Consider the following 23,146-nt stretch of genomic DNA (forward strand, 5'->3'; position numbering starts at 1 on the left):
TCGTGTTCCCCGCCGTGATCACACCCCGAATGAGGGCACGGTTCGCCGGGTCGTTCAGAAACTGGATTACCTGCTTCGGTACCGCCCCAGCTCGTTCCCCTCCGCCGTACGTGGGGACAACGAGCACAAACGGCCGTGTAACCCGGATCAACCCCTCCACCCGGGGCCGCAACGGAACACGAACCGCGGGCCGGTCGAGCCGGTCGACGAAGCGACGAGTGTTCTCCGAAACACTCGAAAAGAACACCAGATCAGGCGACCGGGCGGCGGCAAGTTCGCGCACAGAGGGCGCTTCGCGCCGGGACTCGGATAGGGCTGGCATGGCGATCCTCCTCGCTCTTCGGTTGCGACGCGCCACGCCAGCAACCACTACATGTTGTGCCTCACCAGAGTTTGGAGCGGCGTATCTAGTAATAACATCACTGTAGTTCCCCGATCTACGACATGCCAACATTTGAAACTACGGCACGCCGAACATTAGAGTGAAGTGCGCAGATGATCTGTGACTGTGGGCAGGACGGTCGTCGGACGCGCTCAGACGCGAAAAGAGAGAAGAAGGAGTGTCACATGGCTGATGAGAGCCGAATCCCGATACCTGCCGAGATTGACAATGAGAGCATCCGTGCATTCGTGGAGGAGTGGGCCGAGGTCACCGATCCCGAGCGGATCGAGCTCGTCTCGGCTGCCGATGACGCGCGGCTCATCGGCGAAGCCCTCGCCGCAGGTGAACTGCTGCCCGCTGGTGTGGGCCGGTACTATGCCAGATCCCACCCGAAGGACACCGCCCGCTCCGAGGAACGCACGGTTGTCGCGACCTCGGATCCCGCTGACCGCGGCCGCTACAACAACTGGCGGCCAGCGAGCGAGGTGAAGCCGCTCATCGTCGAGCGGATGCATGGCGCATCTCGCGGGAAGACGATGTACGTCGTCCCCTACCTGATGGCCCCGCCCGGCACACCGCTCGCGGCCTACGCGGCCGGGGTGGAGCTGACCGATGATCGCACCGTGGTGCTGCAGATGATCCGCATGACCCGCGTCGGCCTCGAACACTTCGACGGGCTCACCGACCCGAACTTCTTCGTCCGCGGCGTGCAGGTCACCGGCGATCCAGACACACTCATGCACGGCACACCGGAGGACGCGCGCCTGTTCGCGACCATCGCCGACGAGCGCACGATCCTCCATTACGGCTCCGCCTACGGCGGCAACGCACTTCTCGGGAAAATCGCTCACGGCCTCCGCCAAGCCTCCTACGACGGCTACCTCTCGGGCAAGTTCCTCGCCGAACAGTTCCTCCTGTTAGGCATCCGCGACCTCGAAACCGGTGCCACCACTCACGTCTGCGGCGGGTTCCCAAGCGCGTCGGGCAAGACCAACCTCGCGATGACCCTGCCGCCCGACGCTCTCGGCGACCGGTACCGGGTCGACTTCTACGGCGACGATATCGCCTGGATGTGGATCGACGACGAGGGCCGATTGCGGGCGATCAACCCCGAGAACGGCGCGTTCGGGGTGGCGAAAGACACGAACGAGCGTACGAACCCGACGGCGATGGCTGCGATCGCGGAGGGCTCCGGCACGATCTTCACCAATACCGCCTACAACCGTCTCACTGGCGACGTGTGGTGGGAGGGTCTCACCCCGCAGCCTCCTGCGGAACTCGAGGGCTGGCTCGACTGGACCGGAGCCCCGATCGCCGACCGCAGATCTGACCAGCAGGATGCTCCGTGGGCGCACCCGAACAGCCGTTTCACGATTCCCCTCGAACGCATCCCGAACCTCGCCGCCGATGCCGCAGACCCTGCAGGTGTTGTGATCGATGCGATCATCTTCGGCGGTCGCACCCGCGACCGCGAACCCCTGATCCGCGCCATCGACGACCTCGCGGTCGGCGTCTACGACGGCCTCACCCTGGGCGCGGAGGCGACCTTCGCCGCCGAGGGCGTCGACGGGCAACTCAGATACGACCCCATGTCGATGCGACCCTTCTTCTCCTACTCAGAAGGCCGCTACGCGAAGCACTGGCTGAGCCTCCTCAGCCAGGCGCGGGAGCTGCCGGTATTCGCGCACGTCAACTGGTTCCAGCGCGACCCCGAAGACGGCCACTACCTCTGGCCTGGCTACCGCGAGAACCTCCGCGCGCTGAACTGGCTCTTCCGCTACCGCGCAGGGGACGCCCACGGGCAGCCCACGCCAGTAGGCGTCCTCCCCACAGCGGAAGAACTCGACCTCACCGGCCTCGATGTTCCCGCAGAGGATCTTGACCGGCTGCTGCGAATCGACACGAAGCGCTGGGCCGAGGAAATGCAGCACCGACATGGGCACCTCTCGAACCTGCGAGACCTCCCACAAGCCATCTGGGATGCACATCATCGTGTCGCTGAAACTCTCCAACCACTCGCCTCCGACCCAGCGTCGGATATTGCCCAATGATGTGGGCAGTACCGCAGACGCGACCATTGAACACCCTGACATGAAGGACTTATAGAGCATGAACCGCAGCACACCCCGATCCCCAGGATCCATCCGACGCTCGCTCGCTTTGTTGGCAGCATCGGCACTCACGATCAGCCTCGCCGCCTGCAGCAGTGCCGGCAGCGGTGCCGACGCCGCAGCCGACGAACGCCCGGTGGTACTGACCACCTTCACCGTCCTCGCGGACATTGCTGAGAACGTGGCCGGCGACCACTTGCGCGTGGAGTCGATCACGAAGGTTGGCGCGGAGATCCACGGTTACGAGCCCACGCCGGGGGACATTCGAAAGGCCTCCGAAGCCGACCTCATTCTTGACAACGGGATGAACCTCGAAGCATGGTTCGGGCAGTTCGTTGAGGGACTGGACGTGCCTCACGTCGTCGTCAGCGAAGGAGTCGAGACGATGGATATCAGTGAGGACGCCTATGCCGGGTTGCCGAACCCGCACGCGTGGATGAGCCCAGTGAACGTGCAGATCTACGTCGACAACATGGTCGAGGCGTTCAGCGAGCTCGACCCAGAGAACGCGAGCGCATTTGAGGCCAACGGAGAGGCGTACAAGGCTGAGCTTCAGAGCGTGCAAGACGAACTTGTCGAGGAACTATCAGTTTTGCCTGCCAATCAGCGGGCTTTGGTGACCTGCGAGGGCGCGTTCTCGTACCTCGCTCGTGATGCCGGGCTGACCGAGAAGTACATCTGGGCCGTGAACGCTGAGCAACAGGCCACGCCGCAGCAGATCACCTCGGCGATCGAGTTCGTGCGCGCCAACGACGTACCCGCTGTGTTCTGCGAGTCCACCGTTTCAGATGCACCCATGCAGCAGGTCGTCGAGGCCACCGATGCAGTCTTCGGCGGCACACTCTACGTGGACTCTCTCTCTGAAGCCGACGGCCCGGTGCCGACCTACCTCGACCTCATTCGCCATGACGCGACCGTCATCATCGACGCCCTGACCGGACAGCAGTCATGACCGCAGCGATCTCAGTGCACGACGTCACAGTGCACTACGGTGAGGTCCTCGCCCTCGATCACGCCAGCCTCGACATCCAAGCCGGGCGCGTATGTGGACTCATCGGGATGAACGGATCTGGAAAATCCACTCTGTTCAAGACCATCATGGGGCTCCTGCGTCCCGACTCCGGAACTGTGCGCGTTGAGGGTGAGAATCCCGCGAAAGCACGCAAATCGGGCGTCGTGGGCTACGTGCCGCAGAGTGAGGACGTGGACTGGGCCTTCCCGGTAACGGTGCGCGACGTCGTCATGACCGGACGCTACGCCCACATGGGCTTCACCCGCCACGCGAGGAAGGCCGACCATGACGCCGTTGATCACGCGTTGGAACGGGTGGAACTCACTGAATATGCAAATAGACAGATCGGGCAACTCTCAGGCGGCCAAAAGAAGCGCGCCTTCGTGGCACGCGGCATCGCGCAAGGCGCGACGATCCTGCTGCTGGACGAGCCATTCGCTGGCGTCGACAAGCGCTCCGAAGCGACCATCACCCGTCTGCTGCGCGAACTCGCCGGCGACGGAGCAACGATCCTCGTCTCAACCCACGACCTCCACGCATTACCCGACCTGGCCGACGAGGCCATGCTACTCATGCGGCGCGTGCTCATGCACGGCGAACCCGGCCTGGTGCTCCAGCCCGACAACCTTGCCCTGGCCTTCGGCCTGGACGTCATGAACCGAGGCGACAACTGATGAACCTGATCGAATTCTTCCTCGAACCCCTCAGCTACGACTTCATGGTCAGAGCCCTCGCCACCACCCTGATCGCCTCGATCGTGTGCGCGGTGCTCTCCTGCTGGCTCGTCCTGATCGGTTGGTCGCTCATGGGTGACGCTGTCTCCCACGCCGTCCTCCCTGGTGTCGTCCTGGCCTACATCGCCGGTGCGCCCTTTGCGCTCGGCGCGGTGATCTTCGGCTTCCTCGCCGTCGCCCTGATCGGAGCGGTGAGAGACACCAGCAGAGTGAAGGAGGACGCCGCAATTGGGATCGTGTTCACCACCCTCTTCGCCCTCGGGCTCGTGCTGATCTCCGTCACGCCGTCGCAGACCGACCTGAATCACATCATCTTCGGTAACCTGCTCGGCGTTTCCTGGTCGGACCTCATCCAGATCATCATCCTCGGTGCGATCACCTTCATCATTCTCATCAGCAAACGCCGCGACTTCACCCTCTACGCCTTCGACCCCACACACGCCCACGCCATCGGGCTCAACCCGAAGCTCCTCGGTGCCGCCCTCCTCGGCCTCCTCGCACTGACCGCGGTCGTTGCTTTGCAAGCCGTCGGCGTGGTCCTCGTCGTCGCGATGCTCATCATCCCAGGAGCCACCGCCTACCTCCTCACCGACCGGTTTGGACGCATGCTCATCATCGCCCCCGCCATCTCCGCCGCTTGCGCCGTGATTGGCCTCTACCTGAGCTACTACCTCGACACCGCCTCCGGAGGCATGGTCGTCCTCGCCCAGGGGGCCGTGTTCGCAATGGTCTACCTCTTCAGCCCCCGGCACGGCCTCATCGGAACCCGAGTCCTGAGCTCACGTCGTCGCCGAGCGCTCGCCGCTGCTCAGTGAGGGCCCCGTATGCGTGGCAAAAGCGACCGGTCAGGGACCAGAGCGCGGTATCTTCGTGCGATCTGGTCCCTGACCGAATCCGATCATGTGCCGGTCACGATCACCGGCCTCGCCCGCGCACTGCAACATGTTCCGGGAAGCGTTTCCGAACAGGTCAAACGTCTCGTCGGCGATGGCCTGATCGAACACGAACGGTACAAGAGTGTTTCGCTTACGCCGGAGGGGCGGTTAGAAGCGATACAGGTCGTGCGGGCCAATCGAATACTTCGTTGCTTCCTTCACGACATCCTCAACCTCCCTTGGAGCGAACTCGCCACAAACGCAGAAGCCCTGGAAGGCAGCAGTTCACCTAGGTTTCTCCAGCGGATCGAAGCCTCCCTCGACGAGCCCACCCACGACCCCTACGGGCAACCCATCCCTACACCAGGCGGCGACATCGAACCCCTCACCGACTCACCGCTGGGACAGCTGGTTCACTTGCACCGGACTCCGGTCGTGATCACGCGAGTCGCCGACGCGCCTGTGGAAATACTGACCTTCCTCGACGAGCGGAACCTCCGCCCGGGCACTCGGATGCAGATCCGCGCAAGTGCAACGGGTTCGCACGTCGCTGACGTCCGCACGGCACAATGGCACGGAACGCTACTCCCGGCCGGAATAGGGGCGCTTCGCGGGTCACTCCCCGAAGAAACGGAGCAACTGCTGGCTCAACCGTCTGCGATGGACACGTAGAGCGCATCCGTAGCCGAACGTCCCAACGCCACTGAGGACGCTGCCTCCGCCACCCGCACATCAAGCGAATCCGAAAAGGCCGCCCCTTCGCCGATATCGAGTGTCGCTCCGACCACAAATCCTTGCTCCTGAAAGAACTGTAGGAGCGCGGGGTCCGAGTCCGAGATGCGTTCGACCAGAACACGGTGCCCCGCTCCTACCGTAGTCAGTTGCGTTGCATCTGGGATATGTACGGTGCCGTCTGCTGACGGGATGGGGTCGCCATGCGGGTCGCGGGTGGGGAACTCCAGAAACTCATCGATCCGGTCGATCATGAAATCTGACACCGCATGCTCAAGGTGCTCTGCCTCATCGTGCACTTGATCCCAGGAGTAGCCCAGGACACTCACAAGGAACGCCTCGATGAGGCGATGCCGCCTGACCATCACCAACGCATACGAACGTCCGGTCTCCGTCAACTCCACCGCCCCGTAAGGCGCGTGGTCTACGAGCCCCTGCGACGCGAGCTTGCGGACGGCATCAGAGACGGAGGAGAGCTTTAATCCCGTCCGCTCCGCGATCAGCGTCGGCGTCACCTGCGCGGACGACCACTCCGTGAGGCCCCATATGGCCTTCAGATAGTTCTGTGTGCTGGCGGAAAGCGCTGAGACGGACATTTACTCATGGTACTGCCGAACTTTGAACTACGGCGCAGATGTTTTCGACTATGTGCTTTCGTGCACCAAGCTCACGATTAGCGCCGTAATCGCAGCGCTCGCTTGCCTCGGCAACACGCCATTTCCAAGTGCGGCGAGCTGCTGATTTGCGGTAAGTCCATGCTGGGCATCAGTTACCCATCCCGATGGAAGACCCATGAGCCATTCCACAAACGCGGGTGCGGGACGGGGGCCGGTGTCGTCGCTCAAATGCGCAGGCGAGGGCGCAACACGGCCAGCGATCTGCTCCCATCGAGTCACGGCTTCGGCGTATCGTCCCCAGCGTCGAAGAGTTGCCCGATCAACGACCACAGGCTCTCGGGTTCCTCGGTACGGTACCCGCTCGGTCCGTGGAGGGCGAGGTCTATGATCTGATGACTCAGCGCGATCGTGCCCCGGCGTTCCTTCACCTGTTGCAGACTCTCCCCGCCGCGTGAGGCGTCCGACGCGAGTGGTGTCCGGAAGAGTGCGGTGGGCGAGGATGAACACACGGTACCTGGGGTGGGGTGCCCCGATGTCGGAAGCGGGTAAACCGAGCCATCGCGCGTCAAACCTGAGGTCGGCCGGGTCTCCCAGAACTGCTCCTGCTGCCCGAAGAGGTCGAGTTGCGGCTTCTCCCAGATGCCACGGGTCGGGTTCCACACCGCGAGGGGTTGCACTGTCGGGGGTTGCATCTCTGAAGTTGCGTTGCTCATTATCGTCTCCTTCGAGGTTTGCGCGGATCGCGGGCGCGGAGAGCAACCCACGGACGTTCTCGATTACGACCCATTCGGGTTGCAGCGCGTCGATCGCTGCCGCCATGTGTCCCCAGAGGCCGGAGCGGGTGCCCGGTGCCAGGCCGGCCATCTTCCCGACAGTCGACACATCTTGGCAAGGGAACCCGCCGCAGAGGATGTCCACCGGTGGGACGGTGTCCCAGTCGATAGTGGTGATGTCGCCGAGGTTCGGCGCATCGGGCCAGTGGTGGGAGAAGACACGCGCGACGGGTTCGTTGATCTCGGAGAACCATATCGTGCGGGCGTTGAAGACTTCTTCGACGGCGAGATCGAGCCCGCCATAGCCGGAGAACAGTGACCCGACACGCAGTGGCGTGGCCGGGCTGACGAGGGGCAGGTCTGCCACGGGTGAGCCTCCTAGAACAGTGATCCCGGAGTCGTGCTGCTGCCCCGGGATGGTCACCAGCCAGGTGCACCGGCCGCACACGGCTCAGCGCCTATTCCGTCACTGAGCCTCACGTAGATATCCGCCACCGACGTTCGCCACTCAGTCCTTCGCCACTCAGTCCTTCGCGGTTCGCTCGCACGAGTTGTCACGCGTCTTGCAAGCGAGGAGCGCCACCGTCCGAAAGTGACCTCAGAAGTCACCACGACAGCGGTTGGTGCGGCTCACCTTCGGGGTGAAGAGAGGTGGCGGCTGGTGACGGTTTCGATGCGGGTGATGTCCGCCGGCGACGGCTACAAGTACCTCCTGCGCACCGTCGCATCCAGCGACGGCGACCGTGCACTCTCGACCCCGCTGACGAGGTACTACACCGAGGAAGGCACCCCGCCCGGGCGGTGGATGGGATCAGCCGTAACCGTGCTCGGTAACGGTGCGCTCGCTGTGGGAGACGAAGTCAGCGAAGAGCAGCTTCAGCGTCTGATCGGGCAGGGCCTTGACCCGGTGACCAGTCAGGAGCTCGGCAGGCCGTATCGGAAGTACCCGACGGTGGCCGAGCGCATTGAGCACCGCACTACACGTCTCGACGCTGATCGTCCTGTGACCGAGCGTGCTGAGGCGGTCGCCGTAATCGAGGCTGAGGAGAGCGCACGGGGCGCGCGGAAGGCGGTTGCGGGGTTCGATTTCACGTTCTCGATTCCGAAGTCCGCATCAGTGCTGTGGGCAGTGTCCGACGCGGGCACGCAATCGCTGATTGCGGACGCGCACCATGCGGCGGTTGCAGAGATGGTTGCGTTCATCGAACGCGAGGTTGCCGCAACCCGCGTCGGTGCCGCAGGCCGCAACGGGGCTGTTGCGCAAGCCGATGTATCCGGGGTGATCGCGACCGCGTTCGATCACTACGACTCGCGGGCTGGTGACCCGCATCTGCATACGCATGTGGTGATCTCGAACAAGGTGCAGGCCGTGCACGACGGTAAATGGCGCTCTCTCGACGGCCGACCCCTGCACGCCGCTACCGTCGCGCTCTCCGAACTCCACGAAGCCGTGTTCGCTGACCACCTCACGCGCGCGTTCGGTGTCGAGTGGGAAGCCCGCGTCATGGGGCGTGACCGCAACCCTGCGTGGGCGATCGCTACGGTGCCGGAGAGGTTGGTGGCGGAGTTCTCGTCCAGGTCACGGCAGATTGATCAGGAGAAGAACCGGCTCATCGCTGAGTACGTTGCCCGTCACGGCAGGCAACCGTCGCTTGCGACGGTCATCAAGCTCCGCGCGCAGGCAACGTTGGCGACGAGGCCGGAGAAGCAGGTTCGTTCGCTCGCGGACCTCACCGGTGAGTGGCGGGAGCGTGGGTCGCACCTGCTCGGTGAAGACGCCACCCGCTGGGCCCGTACCGTCACCGCGAACGCTGCACCGTTGCTGTTGCGCGCTGATGATGTGCCGCTGGTTGTGATCGCCACGCTAGGCAGGATTGTGGTCGAGGCGGTCGGTGAGAAGCGCTCAACCTGGCGCCGATGGAACCTCACCGCCGAGGCTGCCCGCCAAACGATGCCCTACCGGTTCGCCACCACGAGGGATCGCGAAGCCGTCGTGGGAATGGTCGTCGATGCCGCCGAACACGCCTCCCTGCGACTGACTCCGCCCGAGCTCGCGTCCAGCCCGGCCGTGTTCCGCCGCTCTGATGACACGAGCAGGTTCCGGCCGATCGCGTCAACGGTGTACTCGTCACCGGCCATCCTCGCGGCAGAAGATCGGCTCCTCGAGCGCGCCCGCACCATGACCGCACCCACGGTGCCGGTCGAAGTGATCGAGAAGGTCAGCCGTCGCCCAGATCGCGACGGCAGGCTCCTCGCCGACGACCAAGCCGCAGCCCTCACCGCTGTTGCGATTTCAGGTCGTGTAGTCGATGTGTTGGTTGGCCCGGCGGGTGCCGGAAAGACGACAGCAATGCGCGCGTTGCGTACTGGGTGGGAGCGGGAACACGGGCGTGGCAGTGTCGGCGGCCTCGCCCCGTCAGCGGTCGCAGCGCAGGTCCTCGCAGACGATCTCGGCATACGAACGGAGAACACCGCGAAGTGGTGGCAAGACCACCACGACATTGGCGCATCGTTCCGCAGGGGACAGCTCGTGATCGTGGACGAAGCCTCCCTCGCCGGCACCCTTTCGTTGGATCGCATCACGGCGCACGCCGCAGAGGTCGGGGCCAAGGTGCTGCTCGTGGGTGACTGGGCGCAACTGCAATCCGTCACCGCCGGCGGCGCGTTCTCACTCCTCGTGCACGACCGCGACGATGCCCCGGAACTGGTCGATGTCCACCGATTCGTCAATGCATGGGAGAAGACCGCCTCCCTTGATCTCCGCCACGGCCGTACCGAGTCCATCGACACCTACGCCGAACATGACCGCGTCAGCGGCGGCAACACCGAGGCGATGATCGATGCCGCCTACACCGCCTGGCGCACGGACACCCTCTCCGGCGCCTCGACGGTGCTGATCGCGGACTCCAACGAATCCGTCCACGCGCTGAACCAGCGCGCCCGGGCTGACCTCATCCTCGATGGCACCGTGGATGCCCGCCGCGAAGTCGCTCTCCAAAGCGACGCCCGTGCCGGTGTGGGTGACACGATCATCACCCGCAAGAACGACCGCCGCCTCCGCACCCCGCGAGGATGGGTGCGCAACGGCGACCGTTGGATAGTCACCGACATCCGAGACGACGGATCACTCACCGCACGCCGCGCGAACAGCCGCGGCACCGTGATCCTCCCGGCCGGCTACGTCTCGGATCACGTCGATTTGGGGTACGCAGTGACGACGCATAGGGCGCAAGGAATCACGACCGACACCTCGCATGTTCTTGTTGATCCGTCCACGACGAGGGAGAACCTGTATGTCGCGATGACCCGCGGCCGGCACGCGAATCTCGCCTACGTCGCCACCGACCGACCCGACGACAGTCACACCTCACCGCATCCTGCCGATGATCCGGATTCGACTGCACGGAGCGTGCTCTACGGGGTGCTGCAGCACGTCGGTGCCGAGCTGTCCGCGCACGAGACGATCACCACCGAGCAAGAAACCTGGGGGTCGGTGGCGCAGCTCGCGGCCGAGTACGAGACGATCGCGCAAGCAGCCCAACACGACCGCTTCGCCACCCTCATCCGCGAAGCAGGGCTCACCCCGGACGAAGCAGAAGACACGATCCACTCCGACGCCTTCGGCGCACTCACCACCGAACTCCGCAGAGCCGAAGCGAACCACCACAACATCGACACCCTCATGCCGCGCCTGGTCGCAGCGCGCAGCTTCGTCGACGCCGACGACATTGCCTCCGTGCTCCATCACCGTCTCGCCCGCGCAACCGCCAAACCCGCCGGTTCCGGGCGCACCCGCAAGGTACCCCGCCTGATCGCCGGCCTCATCCCCGAAGCCGCAGGACCCATGAGTGGCGAGATGCGAAAAGCCCTCACAGAGCGACGCGAGCTGATCGAGCAACGTGCCGTGGCCGTCCTCGACCATGCTCTCACCGAGCGTCACGAATGGGCGCTCGCACTCGGAGACATGCCACCTGATACGCGAGCCGCGGCAGCGTGGAGACAGCAGGCGAGAACCGTGGCCGCGTACCGAGACCGCTACGGCATCAACACGCGCGCTCCGCTCGGCCCGGCACCCGACAGTGACGCGCAGAAGATCGACCTTGCGAGAGCGAAAGCGGCTCTCGCAAGGCTCAGCGATCTCGCTGCCACCGAACGACACGACGACCCGGCGCGGACCGTGCGGCGTGAGGGCGCGAGGCGAGGCCTGTGACCCCATTGCCCTTCCGAATGTCACCGGTACGTCGTAACCTGATAATGAGGCGGATTTCTCCTTGATATGACGCTCCTCGGGGCAGGCCGCAAGGCCACTCACACACGCACCGCCTCCGACACTTCGTCGTGCATGTGAGAGGAAACCCCGTCATGATCCGCCAACTCTGGACCCTCAGCGTCCACACCCGCGCATTCCTGCGCCGCTACATGCCCACCAACATCCTCCTCGACGCCATCCGCACCCGCCGAGGACTCAAATGGGGCGTACCCGCGATGCTCCTCGCCGCGCCCTACCTCCTCGCCGCGAGCACCCTCACCACCCTCATCGCAGACGGCGGGCCCGGATGGCTCAACCTTCTCGTGCTCCTCTGCCTGTGGAACACAATGAAGTTCGTCATCATGGGGCCGGTCAGCCTGATCCTGCTTTCCAGCGTCCGTGTATCGGAAGCAGCCGCTGCTCATGCAGAGCAGCGAGCCATGGCTGAGCTGGTCGATCAAAAGGCATGACCACCTGCGAAGACTGCGCGTGCGTACAGCACCAACTGTCAGGAAAGATCACCCACTTGCGCGCCGGAGGGAACAGGAGCCGCAACGAGGAGACTTAAGACCAGATCCATCCGATACGCCGCCGTAAACCCGCGCGAACTGGAACGAGCGGCTTCGATAGCTCGGCGTGATCGATCGTGCCGGCGAGCGCACAAGCGAACCCAGCCAGTCTCACGAGAAGGGCTGACTCGCCTTCGTTGAAGCGAGACTTGAATCCGTGCGCGCTCAGGTTGCGGATGTTCAGTCCGTCGGATAGCAAGGTGGCGCGAAGCGTGCGAACCCAGTCGACATCCAGGCCGTTATCTTCGAGCGCCTGGACGTAGAAGTCCAAAGCTGGGAATCGACCAGGGCTTGCGCCTCGTTCTGCTCTGTAGAGCGGTTCATCGAGCTTCAGTAGTAGGCCCCGGGCCGCGGCCTCAATGAGGGGCAGGCACACAAGGGACGCTCCGGTAAAGTCTCTTTCCCAATGGCGCTTCTGAGCGTCAGCAAGCTGCTCCGATAGAACCGGATCACAAGCAAAGATGCCGGCGAACCAGTTGGCGAACTCTTCACGGCTGGGGCTGTCGAATCTCGAATCAATGTGCTCAAGTTCGAGCGCGAGAATGCTCGCCATCGTACCGATGTTGCTGCCTTCGATCCGATGAAGTTGCTCTTCTTCAGCACTGGCACCTGTTCGGGTGGGCAGGTTCAAGGGTCCAAGAGAGATGTTGCTCACCAACGACAGCAAACCCTGACGCCCGGTCTCTGCTTCTGTCACGTTCCTTGCGTGATCACCGGTCGGCGCTGCCCCAGCGAGAAATACTCGGTAAGCATCACGCCAATCACGCGCATGCCGGTACTTCCGAAGATGACGTCGAAGATGGTTCCTCGAAATAGGTAAGTCGTGCTCAAACGTCTGCAACTCGACATCTTCGCCTGCAGCCTGAAGAAAGACGGCTGCGTCGTCTCGGAGATCGAACTGCGCGTACCTCTCTGCCAGTTGCATTGCCTCGTACCCGAAGTAGACCTTTCGTAGCCCGTTGGTCTCGCCCCGTGCGTTATCGAGATACCAGGAAATGTGGAGTCGCGCGGCCGCTGTCTGGTCCTCTTCACTCTCTGCCGCCAGATGGAGCAACCTGACGATCTCATCGATGAACTCGGGCGCTGTCGCAGCGATTCCTCGGAGGGACTCTCGAACTTCGATTCGCTCCGAAGAAGCTGTGGAGCCATCTCTAGCCGGAACGCTCAAGAGAGCGAACAGAGTCAGCGCGGCGTGGCTGTGGCCGAGAGTGAGCATTTCTCGGGCGAGTTTCAGTGCCTGCTCTCGCACGGAGGCCTCGGTCGTCATTCGGCGGCTTCGCGCGATCGTGTTAGCTCTCGCAAGTGATATCGCCCGGCGCCCTGGTTCGAGGCCGTCATCTCTCGCGCAGGTTCGATAGTGCTCAACGGTCGCTTCTGCGTGTGCAGGCGAAGCGTCCCGCCTTCCGCTAAGGATCAGATCAGCGAGGTGAGCACGAACCATGTGGTCCGAAACCGAACTCAGCAGTGCTTCGCGAAGTAGCCAAGCTGCCTCCGGGGTCGCGGCAAACGGGCGGGTGGCGGTCGCTCTGACATTTGATTCCTCTAACGCAACGGACCCTGCAGTTGTGAAGTCCTCTTGGAGCTCGACGCCGAAAAGGAAGTCGAACTCGAGTCGGACCGGGTCAGCCAGTGATCCATAGTCCGCATCCGACCAGGACCTCGTCCAAATCTCGGTAGTGTCGCTCGCACCATGAGCATGGTTATCCAGGAGCGCACCGATCCGCACTGAATGCGTCTCTTCGAACTCATACTCCACGCGTCGGTCCCCGATCTGTCAGCGAAATCCTCCTAAGCCTTACCCGCAAGGTTGTCCGAGGTAGTTACGGGGCGACAAGCTTCAGGGGGCTGGTTTCCGCAGGGACATCCCATTGCTCAACACCAGGACCGTTGCGGTCCCACTTCGTGAAGCGGACGTAGGTGGTTCGGAAATCTTCGCTTACCGGGCGAAGTTTCCTCGCCAACAACGAGGCGAACGCGTGATCGTGGGTTGTAACGATCAGTTGGCGATGAGGGAGTATCTTGCGAAGCAGATCAACGAGGCCGAGAAGGTGCACGTCGTCCAGGTTCTGAAGCGGGTCATCGAGTATCAATGACTTCACGTGAGTAGGCGCGAAGCCGAGGTTGAACGAGAGGAACAAGGAGACGGCAAGCGCGTTTGCTTGCGATGTAGATAGCGTCTCCCCGGGCTCCGTGACATCGACCTGAACCTCGTCGTCACGCAGCATGGGCGTGAGTCGGTGCTTCCCACCGAACTGGCGTGTGGCAATCTCAACGGATCGGAACGTTGGATGGGGGTCGATTGCTGCGTAGAACTGACGCAGGAGAGGCTTCAACTGCTTCAAACGGTCGGCAACAAACGTCTCCGCGTCTGACTTCACTGCATCAAGAAGTGCGGTAGCGACGTCATTTGTGCGCCGCCGATCGGCAATGTCTTGCTCCTTGGAAGCCAAAGAGCTGCGAAGTGCCTTGGACTCGATTTCGATTCGATCACGTCGTGTCTTCGACGAGTCCAGTGAAGCTGCTGCATCGAACTCGCGCCCTGCCTCCAATGTCCGCGCAATCTGAGACTTCCGCCTCGCTACACGATCTAGTTCAGATGCGAGTCGTTGGATTTCGCTGCCCGCCTCTGCTGACGCGTCAGGCAGATCATCAGAGAAGCTGGCCAGAATCTCCTTTACTCTGCTTTCCCGATGCTCCTTCGCCGCTTGTGCTGATGCGCGTTGTTCGAGCATGGCGCGGTGCTGATCTGAGACAGTCTTGAGTTGCAGGGACAGTTCACCCAGACGCTTCTCTGCGGCTTGGAGCTTTGTTCTTTGTAGTTCAGCGCCTTCTCTGAGAGCGGCGTTCTCTGTTTCGTTGGCGATGGATTCGAGGCGACGACGATACGCTTCCGGATCGACTTCTTGACCACAGGCTGCGCAGCTATCTGCCACGTGACGGAGCAGGATCGACGCCATACTTGCGAGCTCTTCACGAATAGAGGATGCCTGTCTACGCACGGCATCTGCTTCTCCAACTGCGACGCGAAGTAGCTGGATGTCGTGCTCGACCTGTTCCTTCTGATCCGTCAGATCAGCAACTTGACGTTCGAGTTCGATGACTTCAGCATCGTCCGGACTTTCGGGAAGCGGCACGTTCAGTTCCGCCTGTGCCGCAAGCAAGGCGGCTTCGTCCTGCTCGATTGTGCTGCGCTCCTGGTTGAGGGCAGCACGCAGTTTTGTCAGCGCACTCTCGCTCAGCTCCCATTCTTTCGCTTCTGTAGTCGCGACGAGGCCGAGCGCCTCAACGTCGTTGCTCCATGTCTGCCATCGGCCGATCACCTCGGCCGTATTTGCTTTGGTGATCTCGGTTTCAAGCACGGACAACGAAGCTGCGAGGTCTTCGAGCTTTGCGCGATCACCCTCGAGCGCTGAGTCAGCCTGGTTGACCGCGCGAACCCACGCTCGCTTGTGCGACTGGAGTTCATCCGCGAACTCTCGTAGACGCCCGGCACCCACCATGCTTGCGACCGCATCGAAACGCTCAGTGTCCTGGCGTCCGGTCAGGAACTCCCGTAGCGACTCCTGCTTCAAGTAGATCGAGTCCACGAACGACTGTGCCAATGTGGCGAAGTCTTCGTTGGTATCCGTGCCCGCGAGATTCTGGCGGAGCCAGACCTCCGCATCCGCACCACGAAGTGACGCTTCGTTAACGCGCACTCGAAGTGGAGCGCGAAGTTTCTTGGCGTCGGTCTCGCCCGGGTTCTCCAACGACCTCGTGATGACAACATCGTCACCGTCGAAGTCGGTTCGCAACTCAACCGTCGTAGTTCCCGACTTGCTGTAAAGGTTTCGGGGTCCCTGCGTGCTGGTGGTCTTGCCCGAGATCGCCCATGAAATCGCGTTGCAGATTGTCGTCTTGCCATACCCATTCGCGCCAACGACGATCACCACGTCTGCGTCAAGGTCGATGTCAACCTCGCCCGAGACTCCGCCAAACCCCGCGATGGAAACTCCAGTGACTCTCATAGTGCGTCCATCCCTGTCCGCTGGGTTGCGATCAATCGTTCGTGGAGCGCTTCAAGAGGAGACTCGCCTGCCTCATACGCAGCGATGACCACGTCGAGGTGCGCATTGCTGTCAAGAGCCCCCGCAACGCGCGATGGGAGCGTGGCCAAGGGGTCAGCCCTCCCCGGAGTGGTGTCGAGATCAAGGTCGAGAATCGGCGCCAGTGTTCGCCTAACCTGTGGTGTCAACTCCAGCGGATCGAAGACACGACTTGGTAGATCGTCCGCTGTCAGCACCAACTTGCGTACACGCCGCGTGTCAGAACGTATGGTGCTCAGCTCGGCAGCCAGTTCCTCCGGAACGCCGTCCATCGCGACGAGGATGAGGTATCCATCCCAAGACTTCGGGTCGGTCGCGATTACGTTCGCACCTAGGAAATCGACCACGTGATCCTGTGCCGTACCCCACCCGGCGACGAGCTCTTCAACCGACTCAAATGCCCACACCGCGATCACTGAGTACTCGTCTTCGAACGCCATCGAGCTGGAAGGCCAGGATCGGTGGCGCGCGCTGTCTACGCGGACGATCTCAGACTCTGCAAGCAGCCTTGTGATCTCGGTGAGAAGCAGTTCGTTCGTTACAACGGCGTCGGTCATCGTCGTAGCTCCTCAACCGCTGACTGCAAGTCAGTCGCGGGCCGTCCTAGGTAATCGTCTGCGAAGATCGGGTGAATGCTGTCGGCGCCCCTAATGAGGTCGCCTGATGTGTCCTCCCGAACAAGGTCATCAACACTTGGCGTTCGCGTGTTTCTTGCTCCAGCCACGATGACAAGATTGGTTCGTTGCTGGGGCGCCAGGCGATTGTTTCGCTCACGAATCTTGGCGCTGATGGCGCTCCATGCAATGGTGCCTCCACCATGAGCAAGCCCAAAGACGAGCGTTGAACCGCCACCGGTGTTGACCGTGAGACGGCCATGCTCATCCAGGTCCAGGGAACTCGTTGCGAGCGCTGCCGACAAGTGGTCCGTTGCTACCAGGAGGTGCGCGATCTGCCTTTGGTTCGCGGCGTCACCCTCTCCGGCATAGAAGTGCGGGCCCAGTAGCCAGGTAGCTCTGGCGCGGCCGAGGTCGAGCAGCGTGATCTCTTGGATAGGTGTTGCGACATCTTCCGACCGGCGCAACGCCATTTCGGGGTCATCGTCCGCCATCTGGCTATGTGCGTCACGGACTCTTTGCAACTGTTCGAGAACTACCCTTTGAGCGAGTCTCGACATGAAGTCGCCCCAGTAGAGGTCGACAGTTCCGGTGAGATTCGCGCTCAATGCTTCGTGGAACTTCGAGTCTTGATTGCGGTCGACCAGATAGTAGGAGGATTGGGCTTTTGCGGCGAGGTTGCTGACGCTCTCAGTGAGAACATTGGCGGGACTGCCCAGGCCGACGAATACCACGACTGGAGCTGACAGATTTGCAGTTGCAATCACGCTCTCCCACTCTGCAGCCCAGTCTGTATCGAGCGCGCTCTTTCTGAGTACCCAGGTCTCCTCGGGCTGATTGACGCTTCGGTGTAGGTGCACCACGGAATGTGAAGCAAGGTTCGCGTGCTCGTCAGGACCTTCTACGAATGTGATGTTCGTGCTGTTGCCCAGGGCGGTTACGGCGTGTTGGAAGGCCAAGTCGTAGTTCAGAGTGATCACATGCCGAATCGCGCCTTCGATGAGCAAGGCGGCAGCTATGAGGTGCCCCGAGTTCGGGGCGGCCGTCCGCCAAGCGTCCTTCGGTAGGCGACTCGTCAGTTCAGTCTGCGATCCGTACTTGTCGTACAGCAGATCAGCTAGAACGGAGAGGTCGTCGGGATCTGTGCACTCTCCGTCGTTCAGAACGCCATCGGCAACAAGTCGCCGGTATGCTTCGCGAGAGTAGTGCGCACCACTCGCAAAGCCGGTCGGCTTCTCCATCGAGACGCCTGCACCAACAACGAGTACCACGCGGCTGCCTGCTGCGTCCGTGATGCGTTGAAGGATTTCCGCTGGGAAAGCTGCCGGGTCTGTCGACTGGCTCGGGTCAACTTCTGGCAACACGTCCTCCTCATCGGTGAGAGCTTTCACGTCTACCGATGAGGTCAGCCGTGGTGATCACATGATCCCTACTCTACTAACTCCACCTCCTCAAGCCGAAGAATCTCGGCGAGCCTCGTGAGGGCGTCTGCCTCGCGGCCGAATCAGACCTCTCTCCTCCACCACTGCGTTCCGGACCGTTTTCTCGTCGACGCCAAGCCGTTCAGCGACCTCCCGTAGCGTGAGACCTTCTGCGTATAAAGAAGCGGCATGGGCGCGGCCGGTAAGACTGAGCCCAGACGTCCTGAGCCGCGCTCCGTCCTTGGTGACGAGCGTGGGGACTGTCCCGCGATGTACTGCATACTTCGCGGCGATCATTCGAACTGGCATCCCCGCTTCATAGTCCGCGACCAACTCCGCCCGCCGTTCCGGGGTCAACCGTGTTTGAGACTTCGCCGCATTCTTCGCGACTACGCCTCGCGAATCGTGCCTCTCCGGGGTTCGACTCCGCGGTCCGCGTCGCTCAGACCCCTTGAGAACACGGCGAATGAACGTTTTGAGTGCCGGCCTCGTGTTTGAGAATCGCTTGGGAAGGCCCACACAACATTGGCCGGGAACCTGACAAGACCGGCCAGGGCCAGAACATCACCGCCCTCGGACCGCACGAGGCAGGCCTGGGCCCACGTGAAACAGGTCGAGCATCTGAGCATTGGCCGTGAACAGCACAGTCCACGACGACTCATCCCGGACCGACGCATGTCCGCGCCGGCCCCCGGCCACGGCGGCCATCCGCCCGGACGACCGGCCTCGCAGAACCACCGGGTGGCTAGAGCCAGTCCTTGCGTTTGAACTGGATGTACAGCGCGAGGGCGAGGAGTCCCATCGTCGCGATCGTGGCCGCGGTCGTCACGGGGCTTCCCTGCCAGGGCAGTGGAACGTTCATTCCCCACACGCCGGAGACCAGCGTCGGGACGGCGATGATCGCCGCCCAGCTCGTCACCTTCTTCATGATCAGGTTCAGCCGGTTGTTCACGTTGCTCATGTTGGTGTCGACGATGCTCGTCACCAGCTGCGTCAAGGAGTCGGCCCACTCGGTGACGCGCTGAGCATGATCCCGCACCTCCCTCAGGTACGGAACGAGTGCGTCGGGAACGGCCCCAGGCGGATCGGCGAGGAACTGGGCTGCGGCGTCCCGCAACGGGACCGCCACCCGGCGCTCATGGGCAAGCGCCTTGAACAGGGCGTACGCGTCGCGCTGCACCGCCGCGGTGTCCGGCTCCTCGACGAAAACGGACCGCTCGAGGTGCTCCAGCCGGGTGTCCAGCCGGGTGAGCTGCGACATCTGGCTGTCGGCGGCCATGTCGAGAACGGCCCAGAGCAGTCCGAGAGCCCCTCCCGCGACGAGCTCGGGATGCGCCGACCACCGATCCCGCAGCGGTTGGAGGGGCCAGGCCCCGTGCGGACGGATGGTGATCAGGACCCCGGGGGCGATGAGCACGAGCAGGCGCGCGTTCGCGGCATGGGTGTCCGTGGTGCGTCCGTGGGAGCGGGGTTCGCCCGTCGCCTCGTCGCCGGAGCCGTCGCGTTCCTCAGCCGTGGTGTGGATGCGCAGGGCGATCGTGGTCACCGGGCCCGCCCTATACAGCGACGGATGCGAGCGGTGACGCTGCAGCCGGGCGATCGCCCACGACGGGAGCCCGACCGCGGAGGCGATCCGCCCCACGGCCTCCGCAGCGGCCTCGGCGTCGTCCGCGTCGATCCAGAGGACGTCGGCGTCACCCCTGCCGCCGGCCTCGAGCGACTCCAGCGTGGGGGAGCCCTTCGACGCGACGCCGTCCGTGAACGCGGTGACCGTGACCATGTGCCCCAGCATACGGAGACCCCGTACGCCGCGTCGGCGGCAGGGGCGCGACCGACACGCGTGCGGGCCCGTGACGAGGACTCGCCACAGACCCGCACGCGCGGAAGCTCCCGGCTCAGTCCTTGAAGGTCTCGATGTCGGCGCCGAGGGAGATGAGGCGCTCCTGCAACTGCTCGTACCCCCTGGCGATGATGTCGACATTGCGCAGGACGCTCGTGCCCTTGGCCGCGAGCATCGCCAGCAGGATCGCCACCGCGGGCCGGAGGGCCGGAGGGCAGTTGACCTCGGCGCCGGACCACCGGGTGGGACCCTCCACGTCGAGCCGGTGCGGGTCGCGCAACCGGACGTTGGCGCCGAGGCGCGTGAGGTCGGTCAGGTGGATCGAGCGCCCCTCGTACACCCAGTCGTGGATGAGGGTGCTGCCGGTGGCCGTCGCCGCGATGACCGTGAAGAAGGGGAGGTTGTCGATGTTGAGGCCGGGGAAGGGCATCGGATGGATCTTGTCGATCGGGGCGCGCAGCTCGGAGGGGTACACGGTCACGTCGACGAGTCGGGTCCTGCCGTTCTCGGCTGCGTACTCCGTGCTCCGGCTCGACCGCAGGCCCATCTCGGACAGCGTCGCCAGCTCGATCTCCATGAACTCGATGGGCACCCGCGTGACGGTGATCTCCGACTGCGTGACGATTCCCGCGGTGAGCAGGCTCATGGCCTCGATCGGGTCCTCGCTCGGCCAGTAGTCCACGTCGGCGTCGAGCGGTCCGCTGCCCGTGATGCGGAGGGTCGTCGTGCCGATCCCCTCGATGCCGACACCGAGCTTCTCCAGGTAGAAGCAGAGGTCCTGAACCATGTAGTTGGGGCTGGCGTTGCGGATCGTCGTCACCCCGCGGCGGGCGGCCGCGGCCATGATCGCGTTCTCCGTGACGGTGTCGCCGCGCTCGGTCAGGACGACGGTCAGCTCGGCACCGGTGTCCTCGGCCACGGTGGCCTGATACCACCCGGTCGTCGCCTCGACCTCGAGCCCGAACGGCCGCAGCGCGATGAGGTGCGGTTCGACCGTGCGCGTGCCCAGGTCGCACCCGCCGGCGTAGGGCAGGGCGAAGCGCGTGTGCTGACCGAGCAGCGGACCGAGGAACATCAGAACGCTCCGGGTGCGTCGACCCGCCGCCTCGTCGAGGTGGTCGAAGTCGAGCCGCTCGGGGACCTGGATGGTGACGTCAGCACCGTCCTCGGACCAGTCCACCTGCACGCCGAGGCTGCGCAGCACGTCGATGATGCGGTCGACCTCGACGATGCGGGCAATCCCGTGCAGGGTCGTGCGGCCGCGGTTCAGCAGGGACGCGCAGAGGAGCGCGACTGCGGCGTTCTTGCTGGAGCGCACCTCGATCGTGCCGGAGAGCTGGCGGCCGCCGTGCACACGGATGTGGGAGGCGCGCCGCTGGTCGCCGACCGTGACGATGTCGCTCTCCAGCGCGCTGCCAATGCGGGTGAGCAGGTCGAGGCCGAGGTTCTGGCCGCCCTGCTCGATGCGGTTGATGGCGCTCTGACTGGTCCCGACGCGTTCGGCGAGCTGAGCCTGGGTGAGCTGCTTCGACTGGCGCGTCGAGCGGATCAGCGCGCCGATCTGGCGCAGGGGAGCGGTGGTGTCGGACACAGGTGTGGTCGATGTCATGGCGCCAGCCTAACTCGTTCATGAGATGAATGGCGAGCTATGCGGCCGGATTCACCGGAAGAATCCTCGTGGCGAACTCGTATCCGATATCAGGGGTGGAAGCCGCCGTCCAGTCGGGCGAGGAACCGCCGGGCGCGATCCGTTCGCGGCGCCGCGAAGAAATCGGCCGAGGGCGCGTGCTCGACGATGGTCCCGCCGTCGAGGAACGCGATGCTGTCCGCGACCGCACGGGCGAACCCGAGCTCGTGGGTGACGACGATCATCGTCCAGCCCTCGGCTGCGAGCTCGGACATCACGGTGAGCACCTCGCCGACGAGCTCCGGGTCGAGCGACGAGGTGGGCTCGTCGAACAGCAGCACGCGCGGGTGCAGCGCGAGTGCCCTCACGATGCCGACCCGCTGCTGCTGACCGCCGGAGAGCTCGGCCGGGTAGGCGTCGGCCCGCTCGCCCAGCCCGACGCGATCGAGCAGGCGCCTGGCCTCCTGCTCGGCGTCGGCACGCGAACGGCGCTGCACGGACACCGGGCCCTCGATCACGTTGCCGAGAACCGTGCGATGGGGGAACAGATTGTGCTGCTGGAAGACCATCGCCGTCCGCGACCTCAACGCGTCCCGACCACGCCGGGGCGGCGTCGTGGCCGCGTCGACCTCGACGTCCTCGATCCGGATCCGGCCGGCGCTCGGCCACTCCAGCCCCGCGAGCACGCGCAACAACGTGGTCTTGCCCGAGCCGGACGCTCCAAGAAGGACGAGGACCTCCCCCTCCGCCACCGTCAGAGACACACCGTCGAGCACCGGCGTCGGACCGAACGACAGCCGCACGCCCTCGAGCCGGACGGCGGGGGTGGTCTTAAGCGACATGGCGCTCCAAACGGGTCTCGATGCGGCTCTGTGCGGCCGAGAGCACGAGGCAGATCAGCCAGTAGACCAGTGCCGCCTCGATGTAGAGGGCGAGGAACTCCTGGGTGAAGGCCGCGATCTTCTGGGCCTCCCTGAACAGCTCCGTGACCATGATCATGGAGGCCAGGGAGGTGTCCTTGACGAGCGAGATGAAGGTGTTCGACAGCGGCGGGACGCTCACCCGTGCCGCCTGCGGGAGGATCACCCGCGTCAACGTCTGCCGGCGGCCGAGTCCGATCATGAACGCCGCCTCCCACTGCCCGCGCGGCACCGACAGGATCGCCGCCCGGATGGTCTCGGCACCGTAGCCACCGACGTTGAGGGTGAACGCGATCACGGCGGACGGCCACGCGTCCAGCGTCCAGCCGAGGTTGGGCAGGCCGTAGAAGATCACGAACAGCTGCACGAGCAGCGGCGTGCCCCTGATGACGGAGATGAATGCCCTGGCCGGCCAGCGCAGCCACCGCGATGGCGACATCCGGGCGAGCGCGACGACCACCGCGAGCACGAGTCCGAAAGCGAACGACACCAGCGCAAGCGGAATCGTGCCGGTGATCGCGCCGAGCGCGATGGGGCCGAGCGAGTCGAGGAACAGGCTCAGGTCCACGCGGGCACCGCCGGTCC

General features: G+C 63.8%; 19 protein-coding genes and 1 pseudogene. 7 read left to right on the forward strand and 13 right to left on the reverse strand.

Annotation, left to right across the window (positions count from 1 at the left end; translation table 11 throughout):
- Nucleotides 1-322 (reverse strand): class Ib ribonucleoside-diphosphate reductase assembly flavoprotein NrdI (nrdI, locus tag FM119_RS04970; protein ID WP_087136583.1); only part of this gene is annotated, 322 nt, incomplete at its 3' end.
- A 245-nt stretch (nt 323-567) separates the two neighbouring features.
- Between nrdI and FM119_RS04975 the strand changes: the two genes are divergently transcribed.
- From FM119_RS04975 to FM119_RS04995, 5 genes are read left to right on the forward strand one after another with little or no spacing between them, the layout of a single operon-like run.
- The gene (locus FM119_RS04975; protein WP_087136584.1) at nt 568-2,433 is read left to right on the forward strand and encodes a phosphoenolpyruvate carboxykinase (GTP); all 1,866 of its coding nucleotides are present in this window, start codon (nt 568-570) and stop codon (nt 2,431-2,433) included.
- 58 nt (nt 2,434-2,491) lie between these two features.
- The gene (locus FM119_RS04980; RefSeq protein ID WP_087136585.1) at nt 2,492-3,445 is read left to right on the forward strand and encodes a metal ABC transporter substrate-binding protein; all 954 of its coding nucleotides are present in this window, start codon (nt 2,492-2,494) and stop codon (nt 3,443-3,445) included.
- Nucleotides 3,442-4,179 (forward strand): metal ABC transporter ATP-binding protein, encoded by a 738-nt coding sequence (locus FM119_RS04985; RefSeq protein WP_087136586.1) that lies wholly within the window; start codon nt 3,442-3,444, stop codon nt 4,177-4,179. The genes FM119_RS04980 and FM119_RS04985 overlap by 4 nt, the downstream gene beginning before the upstream one ends.
- Nucleotides 4,179-5,054: a metal ABC transporter permease gene (locus tag FM119_RS04990; RefSeq protein ID WP_087136587.1), complete on the forward strand. Its 876-nt coding sequence runs from the start codon at nt 4,179-4,181 to the stop codon at nt 5,052-5,054. The genes FM119_RS04985 and FM119_RS04990 overlap by 1 nt, the downstream gene beginning before the upstream one ends.
- Nucleotides 5,055-5,063: 9 nt before the next feature.
- Nucleotides 5,064-5,786, forward strand: a complete 723-nt coding sequence (locus FM119_RS04995) for a metal-dependent transcriptional regulator (protein WP_087136588.1) — start codon at nt 5,064-5,066, stop codon at nt 5,784-5,786.
- Here FM119_RS04995 and FM119_RS05000 read toward each other — a convergent pair.
- The 3 genes and pseudogenes from FM119_RS05000 to FM119_RS14160 form a co-directional block, all read right to left on the reverse strand.
- The gene (locus FM119_RS05000; protein ID WP_087136589.1) at nt 5,762-6,442 is read right to left on the reverse strand and encodes a metal-dependent transcriptional regulator; all 681 of its coding nucleotides are present in this window, start codon (nt 6,440-6,442) and stop codon (nt 5,762-5,764) included. The two genes, FM119_RS04995 and FM119_RS05000, sit on opposite strands and share 25 nt — an antisense overlap.
- A 296-nt stretch (nt 6,443-6,738) precedes the next feature.
- On the reverse strand, nt 6,739-7,176 hold the full coding sequence (locus tag FM119_RS14155) for a hypothetical protein (protein ID WP_245827310.1): 438 nt from the start codon (nt 7,174-7,176) through the stop codon (nt 6,739-6,741).
- 46 nt (nt 7,177-7,222) lie between these two features.
- A pseudogene (locus FM119_RS14160) lies at nt 7,223-7,684 on the reverse strand (DNA cytosine methyltransferase); the annotation flags it as partial.
- 225 nt (nt 7,685-7,909) lie between these two features.
- Here FM119_RS14160 and mobF point away from each other — a divergent pair.
- Nucleotides 7,910-11,446, forward strand: a complete 3,537-nt coding sequence (mobF, locus tag FM119_RS05010) for a MobF family relaxase (RefSeq protein ID WP_087136753.1) — start codon at nt 7,910-7,912, stop codon at nt 11,444-11,446.
- A 152-nt stretch (nt 11,447-11,598) separates the two neighbouring features.
- On the forward strand, nt 11,599-11,955 hold the full coding sequence (locus FM119_RS05015) for a sulfate permease (protein WP_087136590.1): 357 nt from the start codon (nt 11,599-11,601) through the stop codon (nt 11,953-11,955).
- 94 nt (nt 11,956-12,049) lie between these two features.
- On the opposite strand, the gene FM119_RS13530 is transcribed toward FM119_RS05015, so the two are convergent.
- From FM119_RS13530 to FM119_RS05045, 9 genes are all read right to left on the reverse strand, one after another.
- Entirely contained in the window at nt 12,050-13,321 is a 1,272-nt protein-coding gene (locus FM119_RS13530; protein WP_143822633.1) for a hypothetical protein, read from the reverse strand.
- Between the two features lie 553 nt (nt 13,322-13,874).
- Nucleotides 13,875-16,061 (reverse strand): ATP-binding protein, encoded by a 2,187-nt coding sequence (locus tag FM119_RS05020; RefSeq protein ID WP_087136591.1) that lies wholly within the window; start codon nt 16,059-16,061, stop codon nt 13,875-13,877.
- A complete protein-coding gene (locus FM119_RS05025; protein ID WP_087136592.1) occupies nt 16,058-16,696 on the reverse strand; it encodes a hypothetical protein in 639 nt (212 codons plus the stop codon). The genes FM119_RS05020 and FM119_RS05025 overlap by 4 nt, the downstream gene beginning before the upstream one ends.
- Nucleotides 16,693-18,144 carry an SIR2 family protein gene (locus FM119_RS13535; RefSeq protein ID WP_143822634.1) on the reverse strand — a complete coding sequence of 484 codons (1,452 nt, stop codon included), beginning with the start codon at nt 18,142-18,144 and terminating at the stop codon, nt 16,693-16,695. Before FM119_RS13535 ends, FM119_RS05025 begins: the two co-directional genes overlap by 4 nt.
- A gap of 60 nt (nt 18,145-18,204) precedes the next feature.
- Complete coding sequence (locus FM119_RS14380) at nt 18,205-18,483, reverse strand: helix-turn-helix domain-containing protein (RefSeq protein ID WP_121657516.1); 279 nt, start codon at nt 18,481-18,483, stop codon at nt 18,205-18,207.
- 436 nt (nt 18,484-18,919) lie between these two features.
- Nucleotides 18,920-19,954 (reverse strand): magnesium transporter CorA family protein, encoded by a 1,035-nt coding sequence (locus FM119_RS05030; protein WP_179205209.1) that lies wholly within the window; start codon nt 19,952-19,954, stop codon nt 18,920-18,922.
- Nucleotides 19,955-20,069: 115 nt separating this feature from the next.
- The gene (locus tag FM119_RS05035) at nt 20,070-21,623 is read right to left on the reverse strand and encodes a helix-turn-helix domain-containing protein (protein ID WP_087136594.1); all 1,554 of its coding nucleotides are present in this window, start codon (nt 21,621-21,623) and stop codon (nt 20,070-20,072) included.
- A gap of 89 nt (nt 21,624-21,712) precedes the next feature.
- Nucleotides 21,713-22,483 (reverse strand): amino acid ABC transporter ATP-binding protein, encoded by a 771-nt coding sequence (locus FM119_RS05040; RefSeq protein ID WP_087136595.1) that lies wholly within the window; start codon nt 22,481-22,483, stop codon nt 21,713-21,715.
- A complete protein-coding gene (locus FM119_RS05045) occupies nt 22,473-23,129 on the reverse strand; it encodes an amino acid ABC transporter permease (protein ID WP_087136596.1) in 657 nt (218 codons plus the stop codon). Before FM119_RS05045 ends, FM119_RS05040 begins: the two co-directional genes overlap by 11 nt.
- Nucleotides 23,130-23,146 lie beyond the last annotated feature (17 nt).

This window comes from Mycetocola reblochoni REB411 (genome assembly GCF_900163835.1).
Classification (GTDB): Bacteria; Actinomycetota; Actinomycetes; order Actinomycetales; family Microbacteriaceae; genus Mycetocola_B; species Mycetocola_B reblochoni.